Below are 14,746 nucleotides of genomic sequence, written 5' to 3' on the forward strand. Positions count from 1 at the left end.
GTTCTGGCCGCCAACGCGGTGGAGAACCCCCGGCTGATGCTGGCCTCGGGCCTGCGCGGCTCGAGCGGCCTGATGGGGCGGAACTTCATGGACCACGCCTACCTGCTGGCCTGGGGCCTGCTGCCGGAGGTGGCCGGCACCTTCCGGGGCACGAACTGCACGGGCGGTATCACCGACCTGCGCGGGGGCCGCTTCCGCAGCCACCAGGCGGCGTTCAGTGTCGACATCCACAACGACGGCTGGGGCTGGGCGCGGGGGGCGCCGATGACGGACCTGATCGACCTGGTGGACGCCGGTGGCCGCTACGGCGAGTCGCTGCGCCAGGGCGTGGTGGACCGGGTGTCCCGCCAGTTGCAGCTGGCGTTCATGGTCGAGGTGCCCGCCAACCCGAGCAACCGGATCACGGTCAGCCCGGACTTCACCGACGCGCTGGGGAACATGCGGCCCGTCCTCGCCTACGACATCCCCGACTACACGATGCGGGGGGTGGCCTACGCCCGCCAGCTGTCGAGGCGGATCTTCGCCCGGCTGGGCGCCGAGGACCATACCGTGTACGACCCGAACTTCTGGGGCTACACCGTCCACGCCGGCGAGGGGTACGAGATCCGCGGGGGCAACCATCTCGCCGGCACCCACACGATGGGCGCCGACCCGTCGACCTCGGTGGTCAACCCGGATCAGCGCTGCTGGGACTACGAGAACCTGTACCTGGTCGGAGGGGGAAGCATGCCCACCGTGGGCACGTCGAACGTGACCCTCACCATCGCCGCCCTGTGCCTGCGCAGCGCCCGGGCCATGCTGGCCCAGCTCGACTCCGACACCGCACCGATCAGCGTCACCTCGAACGCCGCCGCCCGGCGCTGGCCTCAGGAGGTGACCCAGTGACCGCGTCGACCATCGAAAAGCGTGACGACCTGATCAGCTATCTGAACGCGGCGCTGGCGCTCGAGCACGCGACCATCCCCCCGTACCTGACCGCGTACTACTCCATACGCTCCACCACGAACTCCGACGCCGCCCACATCATCCGGGTGGCCGCGGTGGAGGAGATGCTGCATCTGACCCTCGTCGCCAACGTCCTGAACGCCATCGGCGGGAAGCCCGACCTGACCCACCCCGGCTTCGTGCCGTCCTACCCCGCCTACCTGCCCGACGGGGAAAACGACTTCACCGTCGACCTGCGACCCTTCTCCCCCGAGGCGGTGGAGACGTTCTGCAAGATCGAACGGCCGGGCAAGGCCCCCAGCGCCGACGCACGGCTGGTGCGCACGACGGACAGCGGGAGGCCACTCCTGGCCTCCAGCCCGACGATCGAGGGGATGCACTTCTACAGCATCGGCGAGTTCTACGAGGAGATCATCGAAGGACTCGAGAAGGTGGCGGCCGACGACCCCGGGCTCTTCTGCGGGAGTCCGGCCCTGCAGGTGGGGCCCGAGTACTACTACTCCGGCGGCGGGGCGGTGATCGTCGTCTCCGATCTGGACTCGGCCCGCCAGGCGCTCCGATTCATCGCCGCTCAGGGCGAAGGCCTCGACTCAGGCATCTACGACGCGGACGGGGAGCTGGCCCACTACTACCGGTTCCGGCAACTGCACCTCGGCCGCTACTACCAGCTGGGCGACGAACCCGACGCACCATCGGGGCCGCCGCTGAGCATCTCCTGGGACGATGTGTACAAGGTGAAGGTCAGCGCCCGGCTGGCCGACTTCCCGCCCGGATCGGAACTCGCCCGTACCGCCCGGGACTTCAACGCCGACTACGGGGCCTTCCTCGCCCTGCTCACCAAGGCGTTCAACGGGCAGCCAGGCCTCTTGCAGGACGCCGTCTGCGCGATGTTCCGCCTGCGCGACGGGTTCAACCGGCTGGTCTGCAACCCCCTGCCGGGCAGCGACGGCCTGCACGCCGCACCCACCTTCGAGATCCCGACCACGGTCGGATCCGATCCCGAAGCCTCTCGGTCCGCCGGTGAGACAGCGCAGGAGGTGACACGGTGACCGCCCCGTCGTTGGAGCAGTTCGAGGAGTTCGGCGAGTTCCTCCGCCTGTCGGTCGACCTCACCGCCTTCGAGGAAACCGAACTGCTCGGCACCGGTCTGGCCCACCGGTACCTGGCCAAAGTGCGGGCCGCCTGCGGCGACGAGATCGTCACCGCCCTCCTGGACGCCCACCGGGCCGCCCGGGCCGACGCAGCCGGCGACGCCGGAAGCCACGACCGGTTCGTGCTCGACCGGGCCCTGCTCGACCGGGCCCTGCGCCACCGGATCTTCAGTGATGACCGCCTCGGCCCGGTGGCCCGCAATGTGATCAAACTCTGGTACGCCGGGATGTGGTACGCGCTGCCGCCCGAGTGGACCGACTGCTACGGGGCCCGTACCGCGGGCGAAACATCCACGGTCACCGCCGCCTCCTACCAGGAGGGGCTGCTGTGGCAGGCCATCGGGGCCAATCCTCCAGGTGCCAAGGGGCCCGGTTACGGCTCCTGGGCTCAGCCACCCCGCATCGCGGACCGCTACCTGAAAGAGGCGACGAAATGACAGGACTGGCTGACCGCCTCGGCCCGGACAAGGTGAAGCTCGGCGTCTGCTGCACCCTGTGGTGGAACGACGACTTCCCCACCATCGACGCCGACATCTCCTTCGGCCAGGCCGTGAGCGAGATGGCGCTCGCCGGCTTCCAGGGCTGCAGCATCGGACACAAGTACCCCTCGGACGCCGCCGCGCTCAAGGCCGCCCTCGATCTCCGCGGCCTGAGTGTGTCCGAGCCCTGGACGAGCACGTACTTCACGATCGACAAGATGCGGCAGAAGACGATCGCCGCCTTCGAGGAGACCCTGGCCCATATCAAGGCGCTGGGCGGGACCGAGCTGGTCGTGGCCGAGTTCGGAGCTTCCTCACACCTGCTCCCGGTCGATGTGTTCGCCAACCGCCCGGTCTTCACCGACGCCCAGTGGGACGCCCTCACGTCGGGCCTGCACGAGCTCGGCAAGATAGCCAACTCGGCCGGGATGAAGCTCAGTTACCACCACCACATGGGTACCGGTGTCATGACCCGGGCCGACGTCGACCGGCTGATGGCCTCGACCGATCCGGCCCTGGTCCACCTGCTGCTCGACACGGCCCACATCGCCTTCGCCGGCGACGATCCGCTGGACATGGCCCGGACCTACGCCGACCGCATCGGCCACGTCCATCTGAAGAGCATCCGGCCCGAGGTCGTGAGCAGGGTACGGGAAGAGGGCCTGTCGTTCCAGGAGGGCGTCGAGCTCGGCGTCTTCACCGTGCCCGGAGACGGCGCGATCGACTTCCGGCCCATCCTCGAAGTGCTGGCCGACGCCGATTACCGGGGATGGCTGGTCGTGGAAGCCGAGCAGGACCCGAACAAGGCCGTCCCGCTCGAGTACGCCAAAAAGGCCCGCGCCTATCTCGCCGACATCTTGGGCTGGTAGCGAAAGGAGGACACCGGGAATGAACGCGACGTTCAAACGGGACGTGTTCTTCAGCTTCTTCATGTTCACGGCCGACTTGAGGCCGCAGGACTCACGTTACACGCAGGTCCTGATCAATCACCTGAAGACCCTCACGGACATGGGCTACGACGGCTTCGACCTGCATATCGCCGCCCAGCCCGCGACCGTCGATCACAAGCTCGAGACCGACAGCTATGTCGCCCTCAAGAAGGCATTCGACCAGGCCGGGCTGAAGGACGTGAAGTTCACGACCAATGTCGGGACCACGCGGACCTTCGACCCGACATCACCTTACGAGGAGCAGCGCAGGCAGGCCCTGTCCTACCTCAAGTCACGCGTCGACATCACGCGGGTCCTGGGCGGCGACTCGATCATGTCAGGCCCGTTCCTCTACCCTTACGGCGTCTTTCCGTTCACCGAAGCCGATGAGCCGATATGGAGCGACGCCCTCCAGGACTGGATGGAGTCGCGCTATCACGCGGCACGTTCCGTCTTCGAGGATCTGGCGGAGTACGCCACCGCGCGAGAAGTAAAGCTCGCCATCGAGCCCGTCAAGAGCTGGGAGACGCCTCCACCCAACATGGTGTCGGAGGCACTGGACTTCCTCGTTGGCCTCGAGCACGCGCAGGCCGGCGTGACGATCGACACCGCGCAAGTCGTGATGGAAAGCCAGGGCCCGTCGATCTTCAAGGACAATGTCGCGAAAGCCGCGCGGCAGGGTCGGCTCCACTACGTCCACATATCTGCACCCGACCGAGGTGCGGTAAAAGACAGCTGGATCCCCTGGGACATCATCCGGACCGAGATCGAGCCGGTGTATCGCGGGCCGTACCTGATCGAGGTGTTCAACGCGATCCCACCGTTCGTCAACTCCATGCGCATGGCACGCCGGCGCTTCTGGCGGCCCGGCGAGGACGACCCGGTGCCCGACGTCGACAGCGCCTACGACGTCGCCAGGGCCGCATTGGAGGAACTGCGAGAGCAGATCATCACTCCTTCCGCCCGCGTACCTCGGAAAGGTCCCGAATGCTAGCCCAGGTGTCAGATCCCATCATCATGGTCGTGAAGCAGACAGGCGATGTCCGTATTCACACCCTCGTCTCATCCTTCGCGTACAGCAACATCGCGAACGCCACGCACATCATCGAGACCAGGAACCAGCTGGTTCTCGTCGACGCGCAGTTTCTCGTGCCTTATGCAAGGGCGTTCAGGGACTACGCGGACAGCCTGGGCAAGCCGATCGAGCGGCTGTACCTTTCCCACCGGCACCCCGACCACTGGTTCGGTTCGGGGACAGCGTTCAGCGACATCGCGATCCACTCGCTGCCTGAGACCATGAGCTTCATCCAGGAGCACGGAGAAGCCTCGAGAAGTGACCACTGGAAACTCGGCGACCTCGCTCCGGACCAGATCGTCGTGCCCAAGCAAGCCGTCAGCCCCGGCACCGAGACGATCGACGGGGTCAGGTACGTCTTCGACCGGGTGACAGACACCGAAATCGACTACCACCTGACCATCAGGCTTCCTGAGCTCGGAGTGTATTTCGCTCAGGACTTGATCTACAGCGGCACCCATCTGTACCTGACGAAGCATATGGACCACTGGATGCGAGTGCTCCAGGAAATGCTGCTGTCGGACTACGCGCTGTTCATGCCGGGCCACGGCCTGCCGGCCGACAAGAACGAAGTCGCGCGCAACATCGAGTACCTCGCTGCCGCCCGGCAGGCAATCGGCAATGGGCTGACGGACGACGCCTTCAAGGATTTCATGCTCCAGCGGTATCCCGAACGGAAGTGCCCGGGCATATTCGACATCTACATGCCCCGGCTGTTCGGCGGCGCGAGCGACTACTGACCACGGAGGCAATCAGACCATGAACGAGACCTGCACCGTAGGACAGTATCTGGTAGACCGGCTCCGCCAACTGGGCCTGGAGCATCTGTTCTCCATCGCGGGCGACTACTCGATAGACTGGCTGAACCGCTACGTCACGCCGAGCAGCATTGAGATCATCGAAGAAGTCAACGAGGTGAATGCCGGTTACGCGGCGGACGGATACGCGAGGCTGAAGGGTATCGGAGCGCTCTGTGTCACCTACTCCGCAGGTGCATTGTGCGCCGTGAACGCGGTCGCCGGTGCCTACGTCGAGAAGGTGCCGCTGGTGTTGATCAACGGCACGCCGAGCATCAAGAAGACCCTCACCTTCGAGCAGACCGGCTTCAGCGCACATCACTTCATCAGTGGACGCGAAACGGACCTTCAGTCGTTCGAGCACCTGACGGTCGCAGCCGTGCGACTCGACAATCCGGACCTCGCGCCGATGCTGATAGATTATGCACTGACCCAGTGCATAAGCGAACGACGCCCGATCTATATCGAACTGCTCCAGGACATGGTCGACTTGGAGTGCGAGCCGCCGCGCGGTGTGCTGAAGCCGGCCAGGATACTCTCGGACGAGACCAGCCTGGAACAGTCGGTCGCACAGATCTGCGCGAAGCTCGAGAGCGCTGAGAACCCTCTGATCTGGGTCGGTGTGGAGATCGACCGGCTCGGCCTTCAACAGAAGGCCATGAGGCTGATCCAGCAACTGAACGTCCCGTTCGTCACGGAGCTCCTCAGCAAGTCCGTCCTCTCCGAGGATGACGCGCTGTTCGTCGGCGTACTCGACGGCCAGGCATCATCGACGGCCGTCACAGATCTGGCCAGGACGTCTGACTTCATACTGGCCCTCGGCGTGTGGCTGACGGACATCAACTCGCTGGGCTGGAGCCCGGACTTCGACAAGACCGCGTTCGCGTCGATGGACGCAGTCAAGTTCGGAACCTATTTCGGCGGACAGGTCGCGCTGGAGCACCTGATAGACGGCATACTGGCAGAAAAAGTCGAGTCCAAGACGCGGAAGCTGCCGGAAAAGCCGGCTCGTAGCGCCCCGACCGTGGGCTCGTCCGACGTGATCACGTATCAGGGGTTCTACAACTTCATACAGCAGTACATCGACAGGAAAACCATCGTCAGCAGCGATGCCAGCATGAACTACTTCGGGAGCCTGCTGCTCGATGTGCCAAGGCCCGGTGGGTTCATTGTTCAGTCGTCCTATTCGTCGATCGGTTACAGCGCGCCGGCTGCGACGGGTATCTGCCTGGCGAAGGGGCCCGACCAAAGGGTCATGGTCTTCTCGGGCGACGGCGGCTTCCAAATGACCGCCCAATGCCTCTCGACGCAGACCCGCTTCAAGCTCAACCCGATCATCTTCGTCATCGACAATGGCGTCTACGCTGTGGAACAGTGGCTAGCCGATGCATCGGTTTTCCATGCCGACAAGCCGTTCTACAAGCCGTGTGTCCTGCACCGGTGGAACTACAGCATGCTGTCAGAGGTATTCGGTTGTCAGGGGTGGGAAGTCGGCACCTATGGAGAGCTGACGGATGCCGTGATGGGTGCTCTGAAGAACTCGAACAGCCCATCCATCATCCAGGTCCGGGTGCCTGACAAATCGATTCCCGAAAATGCGAAATGGAAGACCCAGTAGCGGACAAGGAGCGAGAGTAATGCCGACGAAGATCACTGCAATCTACGAGAACCCCAAATCCCCCGAGGAGTTCGAGGCCGGTCACCACGAGCAGATCGCGCTGGCGAAGAAGATCCCCGGAGTCAACAGGATCGAGAGCGCGAAGGTCTGGCCGAAGGAGGACGGCAGCGCGACGCCGGCTTATCGCGTACTCGACATGTACTTCACCGACTACGACGCGGCCAGCAGGGCCGTGACGACCGAAGAGGCATCGGCCTTTGTCGCCAAGGTTTTCGAGCTGGCGACTGGCGGTGTGCGGCTCCTCTTCACAGATGTCGAGGAGGTTTGATCTCGATTCCTCCGAGGCGTGGTGTCCTCGCAGCGAGCCGCTGACTACCCGATATGTCCCGCGCCGTGCCGTGGCGGGGCGGGTCGTCGCATGCCGCTGCGGGGGCATTGCGCTTTACGGGCCCGAGTTCGTCACCCGCTGCACCCGCGTCCTGCACACCCTCACGGGCCCGGGCCGAGGCGGGGGCCGACGGGAACCCGCCCTCGGACAACCACAGCATCGCCGGCTCCAAGCCGTCCTCGCCATCGACGAACCCCCTCATCCGCTCGGCAGCCGTCAGCGTCCCACTGACGTAGAAGGCGTGGTCGGGCGCGCTTGGCGACGGCGGCGCCATCCGCTGCACGTCCGAGGTCTTCACGTCCGACGGAGTCGGCAGCGTCACCGGGCCGACCCGCACCGAGCCCGGCGTCGACCCGGAGTGACCGCTTCTGCCCCCATCCGACGCGCTGCAGGAGCCTCCTAGCTTCCACGGCTCCCCGCAGGCGAGAGGAGCGGGCGGGAGACGACGACTTCCAGGACCGCGACCCCTGACGCGGCGGATCGGCTGCCGCGCACCACGTCCTGGAGGGCATCGCGCGCCTGCACGGGGTTGCGGAGCACGTCCGCGGTTCCGCTGTCGCCGTGGGCCTGCTGCCAGGGCGTGGCCGCTTCCGGATCCGCCAACTGGTCCTGGACCAGGCCCGCGCCATCCGGACGGTCAGCAGCCCGGCAGAACGGACAGGGCCCTGATCGCGCGCCAAGGCATTGCCGTTGCCCCGAGATGCAGCAGCACGAAGAGCTGCGCCTGGTACCGGCCGCGGTGCGCCGCAGCAGCGGCTCCAGCAGGGTGATGTTCAGGTCGTCCCGGACCGGGGCGTGGACGAGTACGCGACCATGAGTGCCGTACGGCAGTGATGCCGACCCCGCCACCGCGACCTGCTGCCCCCACGGCCTGACGTGCGCTGCGTCTGGCGCCATCTGCCGCTGGGCGACATTCACGCGCACGCACGTCTGGCGGCGAAAGCCGCGGAACCCGTGGAAGCCGCGGCGGCCAACCTCCTCCGACCGCATCAGGGTCTCAGGGACACCCACCTCCTTCTTCAACAGACAGCGCCACCGCGGCGCCCACGGCCTCGCCGCGCTCGCCCATGGAGGCGCAGTTCTGTGTCCTGCGCCTGGCTGTGCGGCGCTACCGGCCTGGGCTGGCTGTGCACTGGCTGATGACCATTCGCGGACGGAGGCTTGAAAGGGAGGCCGACGTTCCGTCGCCTGGGCGCGGTGGCACCCTGATCGCAATCTAACCACCAAATGCGTCTTGACGAGTTAGTTCGAGTGTGCTCGACTAGGGATCTAACCGGTGAACCTTGATTGAGAGGTTAGTAGCATGTCTTCCGCAGTCCACCACCGCACCGCCACCGTCAACGGCCTCGAGGTCTTCTACCGGGAGGCCGGCACCCCTCAGGCACCCGTAGTCGTGCTCCTGCACGGCTTCCCGACCAGCTCGCACATGTTCCGCCACCTGATCCCGGCGCTCGCCGACCGCTACCACGTGATCGCCCCCGACCACATCGGGTTCGGCCAGTCCGCGATGCCCGCCCTGCAGGACTTCCCGTACACCTTCGACGCCCTCACGGAGGTCACCTCCGGCCTGCTCCAGAAGTTGGGCATCGACCGGTTCGCGATGTACGTGCAGGACTACGGCGCCCCCATCGGCTGGCGACTCGCCCTCCAGGCACCCGACCGCATCACCGCGATCATCACCCAGAACGGCAACGCCTACGAAGAGGGCTTCGTCAAGCCCTTCTGGGACGGCGTATTCGCCTACGCCAAGGCCCCGGGACCGGACACCGAAGCCCCCATGCGGGGTTCCCTGACCCCCGAGATCACACGCTGGCAGTACGTGAACGGTGTCGCCGACCCCAGCCTGGTCAGCCCCGACAACTGGGTCCACGACCAGGCGCTGCTGGACCGCCCCGGCAACGACGAGATCCAGCTCAAGCTCTTCCGCGACTACCCCACCAACGTGGACCTCTACCCGCGCGTTCATCAGTACTTCCGCGACTCCCAGGTCCCGCTGCTGGCGGTATGGGGAGCAGGCGACGAGATCTTCGGCCCCGCGGGCGCGGAGGCGTTCCGCCAGGACCTGCCCGATGCCGAGATCCACCTTCTCGAGTCCGGGCACTTCGCCCTGGAGAGCCACCTCGAGACCATCACCGAGCACATTCGCGGCTTCCTCGCCCGCGTCCTCTCCTGACGCGCAGGGCGTACGGGCGGCTGCGGCGGCCGTGGACCCCGTACCCCCTCCCTGGCACGCTGACAGTGAGAACGTGATCCTGCCTCACGAACCGGGCCGCTGCCCGGTCGCCTACTCCCCCGCGAAGACGTCGACGAGCAGGCTCTGGTACCGAGTGGCAAAGTCGGCACGCCGGCGACCACAACACCGTACGCGCCGCCTGGGAATTCACCGCACTGCCCAGGCACGCCACCGAGCTCCAGGGCCGTATCGCCTTCAAACGGCGCGCGTTGGACGCCGGCCGACTGATCGACCACCCTGCGGACGTCGGCCGAGCGCGGTTCGCCGTGATCATTCTTCGTGTCCATGATCGAGGTTCAGGCAGAGCGCCCAGACGTCGGAGTATGTGTTCGGTGAGGGTGACCCTCCGACGTGGATGTCGGCTGTCCAGTATGCGGCCGTGCTGTTCCCGTCGCTGACCGGGCTGCCATCGGAGTCACTGGGGAAGCTTCCGATGAGGTGGGTTCCGCCCGACCCTGCCTTGGTGAAGTCGGTCGTCGTCACGTTGCCTCCGCTGGCGGCTGCGCCGCCACTGACCAGCACGTGATGCTCCCTTCCGTTGTCGCGTTCTCCGGCCCCGTCGGCGCAGCCGACTGTTGCCGTCTGACTCGTGCCTGCCGTGGTCGGGCCGCTCAGCTCACGGAAGTGGACTGTCGTCGTGATACCTCGGACGTTGACGTCGTCTCCACTGCAGATCGCGTAGGCGTATGTCGTGTTGTCGCTGTCGCGTCCGCCGCCGATTCCCCCGACGGCGGTCCAGGAGTCGGGGTTGGTCTCCCCGTCCGCAGCGGCTTCCTGGCCGAAGTCGTGTGCGGCGTCGCTGAAGGTGGGGAAGCTGGCGATCGGCTTGAGGCTGCCGACGCCGGCGGGGGTGGTTCGGGCGCCCCCACCGAGCAGGACCGTGCCCGTCGGGCAGGTTGCCACGACGGTTTTCGCCGTCTGCCCGACCGAGGGTCCGGCGATCTTGTTCATGACCACCTGGGTGTGCTTGATCCGGTTGCTGGAAAGGCACACCGCGTAGGGAGTGGTGGAGAAGTCGGGGCTGGAGTTGCTCCCGCTTCCGCCGAACGCGAGCCAGTGCTTGACGTCGCTGCCGACGACGCCGGTTGAGCCGGTGTATTCGGTGACACCGTCGGGACTGGGCGCGATGCCCATCACGTGGTTGCCGTTCCCTGCCCTGTCGCTGCCGGTGGTCTGGTCGATCCCGCCGCCGGAAATGAGACCTTGGCCGCAGTCCGCGTGGGACGAGACACCGGTGAAGGGAGTTGCCGGGCCCATGGTGGGTCCGGGGCTCATCACCGTGACGCTCGCGGTGTCGGCGTACGCGAACTCTGGAACCGCTACGGCGAGAACGGCGCCCGGGATGAGTATCTTCGCCAGGGCGGACTTCCGGGAAAGCCTCTTCTTCATCGAATTCTGCCTTTCTGGTGTCAACGCGGTGAACGTGGCGGGACAGCGTTCTGTGGGTGACCTCGGCGGGCCGGGTGCTCTGCGGGCGGGCTGCCGGGGTTGCGTGCCCGCCCGCAGGTCAGTGGTGTGCCGCTGACTCAGACGCCGTCGTTGGCGCACAGTGCCCAGACGTCGGAGTGGTTGGCCGTCGACGTCATCCCGCCGGTGTGAGTGAACGCCGTCCAGGACGCCGTCGTCGTGGTCCCGTCACTCACGGGGTTGCCGCTGGAGTCGCTGGGGAAGCTTCCGTTGAGGTGGTCGCCGGCCGAGCCCGGTCCGGTGAAGTCGGTGGTGGTCACGTTGCCCCCGCTGATGGCCGCGCCCCCGCTGACCAGGTTCCCGTCGCCAACTCCGCAGCTGACGGTTGTGTTCTGGCCTGTGCTCCCGGTGTTCGGGCCGTTCGCCTCGCTGTAGCGGACCTTCACGGTGACGCCGCTGATGTTGATACCGCTGCCACTGCAGATCGCGTAGGCGTACGTCTCGTTGCCGGCGTTGGTGCTGTTGTCCCACCCGACGGCGCTCCAGGAGTCGGGGTTGGTCTCTCCGTCCGCAGCGGCCTTCTTTCCGAAGTCGTGTGCGGAGTTGTTGAAGGTGGGGAAGCTGGCGATCGCCTTGAAGTTGCCGGTATTGCCCGGTGTGACCAGAGCACCGCCACCGAGCAGGACCGTGTTGGCCGGGCAGGTCGCCGTCACGAGACCCGTTGTCCCCGCGGTGGTGGGTGCGTTCACCTTGTTCATGACCACCTGGGTGTGGTTGACCCGGTTGCTGGTGAAGCAGACCGCGTAAGGGGTGGTGGAGAAGGAGGAGTTGACCTGCCCTCCGCTTCCGCCCTTCGCGATCCAGTACGCCGTGTCGGTGCCGACGACCCCGGTTGAGCCGGTGTATTCAGTGCCACCGTCCGAGCTGGGCTCGGTGCCCAGCACGTGGTTGCCGTTCACCCCCGCCCCGGTGCCGGTGGCCTGGTCGATCCCGCCGCCGGAGAGGAGACCGCTGGCGCAGTGGGCGCTGGTGGAGATCGAAGAGTCGATGGTTGCGGGTCCGGGAGTGGCGCCGGGCGTTCGCACCGTGACGCTCACAGTGTTGGCGTACGCGGCCCCTGGCGCCGCCAGGACCAGCAAGACCCCCACGACCAGCGTTTTTCCTGCAGCAAAGCGCCGCAGGGACATGTCTGTCATCGAGTTCTCCCTTTCGAGGTGTCCATGTGGTGCACACGAGTACGGCGGCGTGGTTCGATGCGCAGTCCTCGGCCCGTGGTGCCGTCGTGTCCGTCGACTGGAAGGCCGACTGGTGGAAAGCCGAACGGTGGTCGGCTGGGGGTGCCGGGAGTGGAAGGGGTGCACACGCCGACCGCCCCATTGCGCGGGCCCCATTGCGCGGAGAGCCTTACGCTCCGCAGCCCGGTGCCCACGACGTCGGCTCAGCCGGCTGGGCACACCAGCGCGGTCGCCGGTCACGTTCCGGCGATCCAGGGAGCCGGAAACGCGTGAGTGCCGCGACACGGGCTGCCACCGCCCGGGCGCCGCCGGTCCGTCGGGGGATCACCACGACGGCCGCCGCTGCCGGATGCGGCCATGTGCGCAGTTCCATGCCACATCCTCTGTGTTCGGGGCTTGAGGGCGGAGCCGATTGAAGCAGCGCCCCGAGGGCACGCACTACTGGTGCCGAACACGAAAAGACGACAGCCCTTGGCTGGGTAATTGGATGAGAGCACAGGGGATCGTGGGGGGTGCCTATCGAGTGCGGGAGTCCAGTCGCTACTCCCAGGACGGACAGCCGAGCTGGGTGTCGTCCGTCGACGGCTCGCGGGTGCGGGTGCTCACCACGCTGATGGACCGGGTCAACGCGGAGGAGGATGTGAAGTGGGGCTGTCTCGGTGGACTCCGCCATCGTGCGGACCCACCAAGACCCGACCATGCCCGCAAAGGAATGCCCGAGCCCGGCAGATGAGCCCGACCATCACGCCATCGGCCGGTCACCCCGTGAATCGACCACGAAGATCCACTTCGCTGCCACGGCCGCTGCAGGCCACTCGACTTCGTCCCCACGTGACTGGCGCCCCAGCCCAACAGTGCTCGCGGGCGTCAAGGCAGCAATGGCTACATGAGCGAGAACCGACACCACCGGACAACCCCTCCAGATCCAGGTCGCCGGGTGGTGGCCCGAACGTCCGTACCCCGCACGGCACTGCGCGTGGCATCGCCGGGGTGGTGGCAAGCGCGGTCACGGACAAACCCCGAAAACTCGCGGCTGGTCAAGGGGTCCTTTCCCGAGGGCGGGAGGGCGCGTGCGGGGTGGCGCTGCACCTGGACACGGGATGCGCACCGCCCGGAGGCGGGAAGTGCACGACATCGGCCGAGAGAGGTCATGTCCCCTGCGGTGGTGGACCGCAGGGAGCTCGCCGGCGTCGTGGTCGGCGCGGACGCAGTCCAGACGGACGCCGTCCTCGTCTGACGGGCTGTGCCCGTGTAGATGGCCCTCAGGTCTGCAGGGGGTAGAGCCACGCATTGCCGTTGGCGGGATCGGACAGGATCTCGGAGAGGGGGCGGTCGGCGTAGTCGTCGGTGTGCTGGGTCATCAGTGGTGATTCGTTCCAGCCGGTGCAGATCTGGGTGTGCTGGATGTCGTTGGGAGCGTGGGAGAAGTTGTACTGCAGGATGTCCGACGGAGCCAGCTCATAGGCGTTGTCGAGCACGGTGGTGCGCTTGGAGTTCTGGGTGGCGTAGATGAAGAAGTTCTCGGCGCCGGCCCAGGTGTATGAGGTGTTGTAGAAGAACCCGTAGCAGTACCAGCAGGAGTTGTCGTCGCGGGAATTGTCCGGCCAGGAGCCTTCGGTCAGCCAGCCGCCGTTGACGAGGCACTGCGATATCAAGTTGGTGCAGTCGTCGTCGTAGACCGGGTACGAGAGGAAGTTGCGGTCGTTCCACCACTGCTCGGCGTAGGAGATCATGGCGCCGTAGTCGTAGCCGCCGTCCGCAGGCTTGGCAGCGGGCTGTCGGCCGGATGGATCGGCCTTGGCCGGGCGCCGACCGGCCCGCGGAACCGCGTTCGGTACCACCCGGGGGCGCATCGGCTCCGGTATAGACTCGGGGAACTGAGTCAGCGGGCGCGAGTACGCATTGGTCGGCAGATAGCGACAACCCGCCAGCGCCCAGGCACCGTTGAGCTGGTGGAAGACCACCTGGTGCGCGCTGCGGTAGCGGGTGCTTGCCGGGGTGCCGGGCGCGATGCGGGCGAAGTACAGCGTGGTGTGTTCCACCGCTCGGGCAGTGACGGTGCCGCCGTGCACGGTGACATCGGTGAGCTCGGCGGTGGTGCGGGCGCGGGTGTACCCGCTGTGCAACGCGGCGGTCTGTTCGCGGACGCCGTCGAGGCGGTCGGCGTCACTGCGGTAGTCGCGGAGCAGATCAGAGGTGAGGGAGAGGGCTGCGGCCTGGCGCGGCGCCGGCCGGGCGGCGGTCACCCGGGCCGCCCGGTCAGCGAGGTACTGCTGTACCAGCAGGGTCAGTTGGCGGTGTTGCGCGGCGGGAAGGCCGCCGCTGCGGTCTCGGCTCTGCTCTGTCCGGTCGGTGGTCGGCGCGGGCGCGGCCCCGGTGAGGGCAGTGGCAGCGGCCGTGGTGGCGCCCAGTCCCGAGAGAAGCAGGGAGCGGCGGTGCATGACAAATCACTCCTCACTGATGGCGCATCAACTCGCCCACCAGGCTAG

General features: G+C 66.6%; 13 protein-coding genes. 9 read left to right on the top strand and 4 right to left on the bottom strand.

Annotated elements, in window-relative coordinates; all coding sequences use genetic code 11:
• From ABT288_RS33160 to ABT288_RS33195, 8 genes are all read left to right on the top strand, one after another.
• Positions 1-885: GMC oxidoreductase (locus tag ABT288_RS33160; protein ID WP_351615739.1), on the top strand; the 885-nt coding region annotated here is incomplete at its 5' end.
• Positions 882-1,994, top strand: coding sequence for a ferritin-like domain-containing protein (locus ABT288_RS33165; RefSeq protein WP_351615742.1), 1,113 nt, complete (start codon positions 882-884; stop codon positions 1,992-1,994). The genes ABT288_RS33160 and ABT288_RS33165, both read left to right, overlap by 4 nt.
• Positions 1,991-2,533: a hypothetical protein gene (locus ABT288_RS33170; RefSeq protein WP_351615745.1), complete on the top strand. Its 543-nt coding sequence runs from the start codon at positions 1,991-1,993 to the stop codon at positions 2,531-2,533. Before ABT288_RS33165 ends, ABT288_RS33170 begins: the two co-directional genes overlap by 4 nt.
• Entirely contained in the window at positions 2,530-3,444 is a 915-nt protein-coding gene (gene iolE, locus ABT288_RS33175) for a myo-inosose-2 dehydratase (RefSeq protein ID WP_351615748.1), read from the top strand. The genes ABT288_RS33170 and iolE overlap by 4 nt, the downstream gene beginning before the upstream one ends.
• 19 nt (positions 3,445-3,463) lie before the next feature.
• Complete coding sequence (locus ABT288_RS33180; RefSeq protein WP_351615751.1) at positions 3,464-4,498, top strand: sugar phosphate isomerase/epimerase family protein; 1,035 nt, start codon at positions 3,464-3,466, stop codon at positions 4,496-4,498.
• A gap of 29 nt (positions 4,499-4,527) precedes the next feature.
• Positions 4,528-5,319, top strand: a complete 792-nt coding sequence (locus ABT288_RS33185; protein WP_351615754.1) for an MBL fold metallo-hydrolase — start codon at positions 4,528-4,530, stop codon at positions 5,317-5,319.
• 19 nt (positions 5,320-5,338) lie between these two features.
• Positions 5,339-6,994 (top strand): alpha-keto acid decarboxylase family protein, encoded by a 1,656-nt coding sequence (locus ABT288_RS33190; RefSeq protein WP_351615757.1) that lies wholly within the window; start codon positions 5,339-5,341, stop codon positions 6,992-6,994.
• Between the two features lie 19 nt (positions 6,995-7,013).
• Positions 7,014-7,322, top strand: a complete 309-nt coding sequence (locus ABT288_RS33195; RefSeq protein ID WP_351615760.1) for an EthD family reductase — start codon at positions 7,014-7,016, stop codon at positions 7,320-7,322.
• Between the two features lie 459 nt (positions 7,323-7,781).
• On the opposite strand, the gene ABT288_RS33200 is transcribed toward ABT288_RS33195, so the two are convergent.
• On the bottom strand, positions 7,782-7,985 hold the full coding sequence (locus ABT288_RS33200) for a hypothetical protein (protein WP_351615763.1): 204 nt from the start codon (positions 7,983-7,985) through the stop codon (positions 7,782-7,784).
• Positions 7,986-8,685: 700 nt separating this feature from the next.
• On the opposite strand from ABT288_RS33200, the gene ABT288_RS33205 reads away from it, so the two are divergent.
• Complete coding sequence (locus ABT288_RS33205) at positions 8,686-9,555, top strand: alpha/beta fold hydrolase (RefSeq protein WP_351615766.1); 870 nt, start codon at positions 8,686-8,688, stop codon at positions 9,553-9,555.
• Between the two features lie 330 nt (positions 9,556-9,885).
• Here the strand turns inward: ABT288_RS33205 and ABT288_RS33210 are convergent, their stop codons facing one another.
• From ABT288_RS33210 to ABT288_RS33220, 3 genes are all read right to left on the bottom strand, one after another.
• Positions 9,886-11,004: a hypothetical protein gene (locus ABT288_RS33210; protein WP_351615769.1), complete on the bottom strand. Its 1,119-nt coding sequence runs from the start codon at positions 11,002-11,004 to the stop codon at positions 9,886-9,888.
• A 137-nt stretch (positions 11,005-11,141) separates the two neighbouring features.
• Positions 11,142-12,218: a hypothetical protein gene (locus ABT288_RS33215; protein ID WP_351615772.1), complete on the bottom strand. Its 1,077-nt coding sequence runs from the start codon at positions 12,216-12,218 to the stop codon at positions 11,142-11,144.
• Between the two features lie 1,301 nt (positions 12,219-13,519).
• The gene (locus ABT288_RS33220; protein WP_351615774.1) at positions 13,520-14,698 is read right to left on the bottom strand and encodes an amidase domain-containing protein; all 1,179 of its coding nucleotides are present in this window, start codon (positions 14,696-14,698) and stop codon (positions 13,520-13,522) included.
• Positions 14,699-14,746: the final 48 nt, after the last annotated feature.

The sequence above is a fragment of the Streptomyces sp. NPDC001093 genome, assembly GCF_040298985.1.
GTDB lineage: Bacteria > Actinomycetota > Actinomycetes > Streptomycetales > Streptomycetaceae > Streptomyces.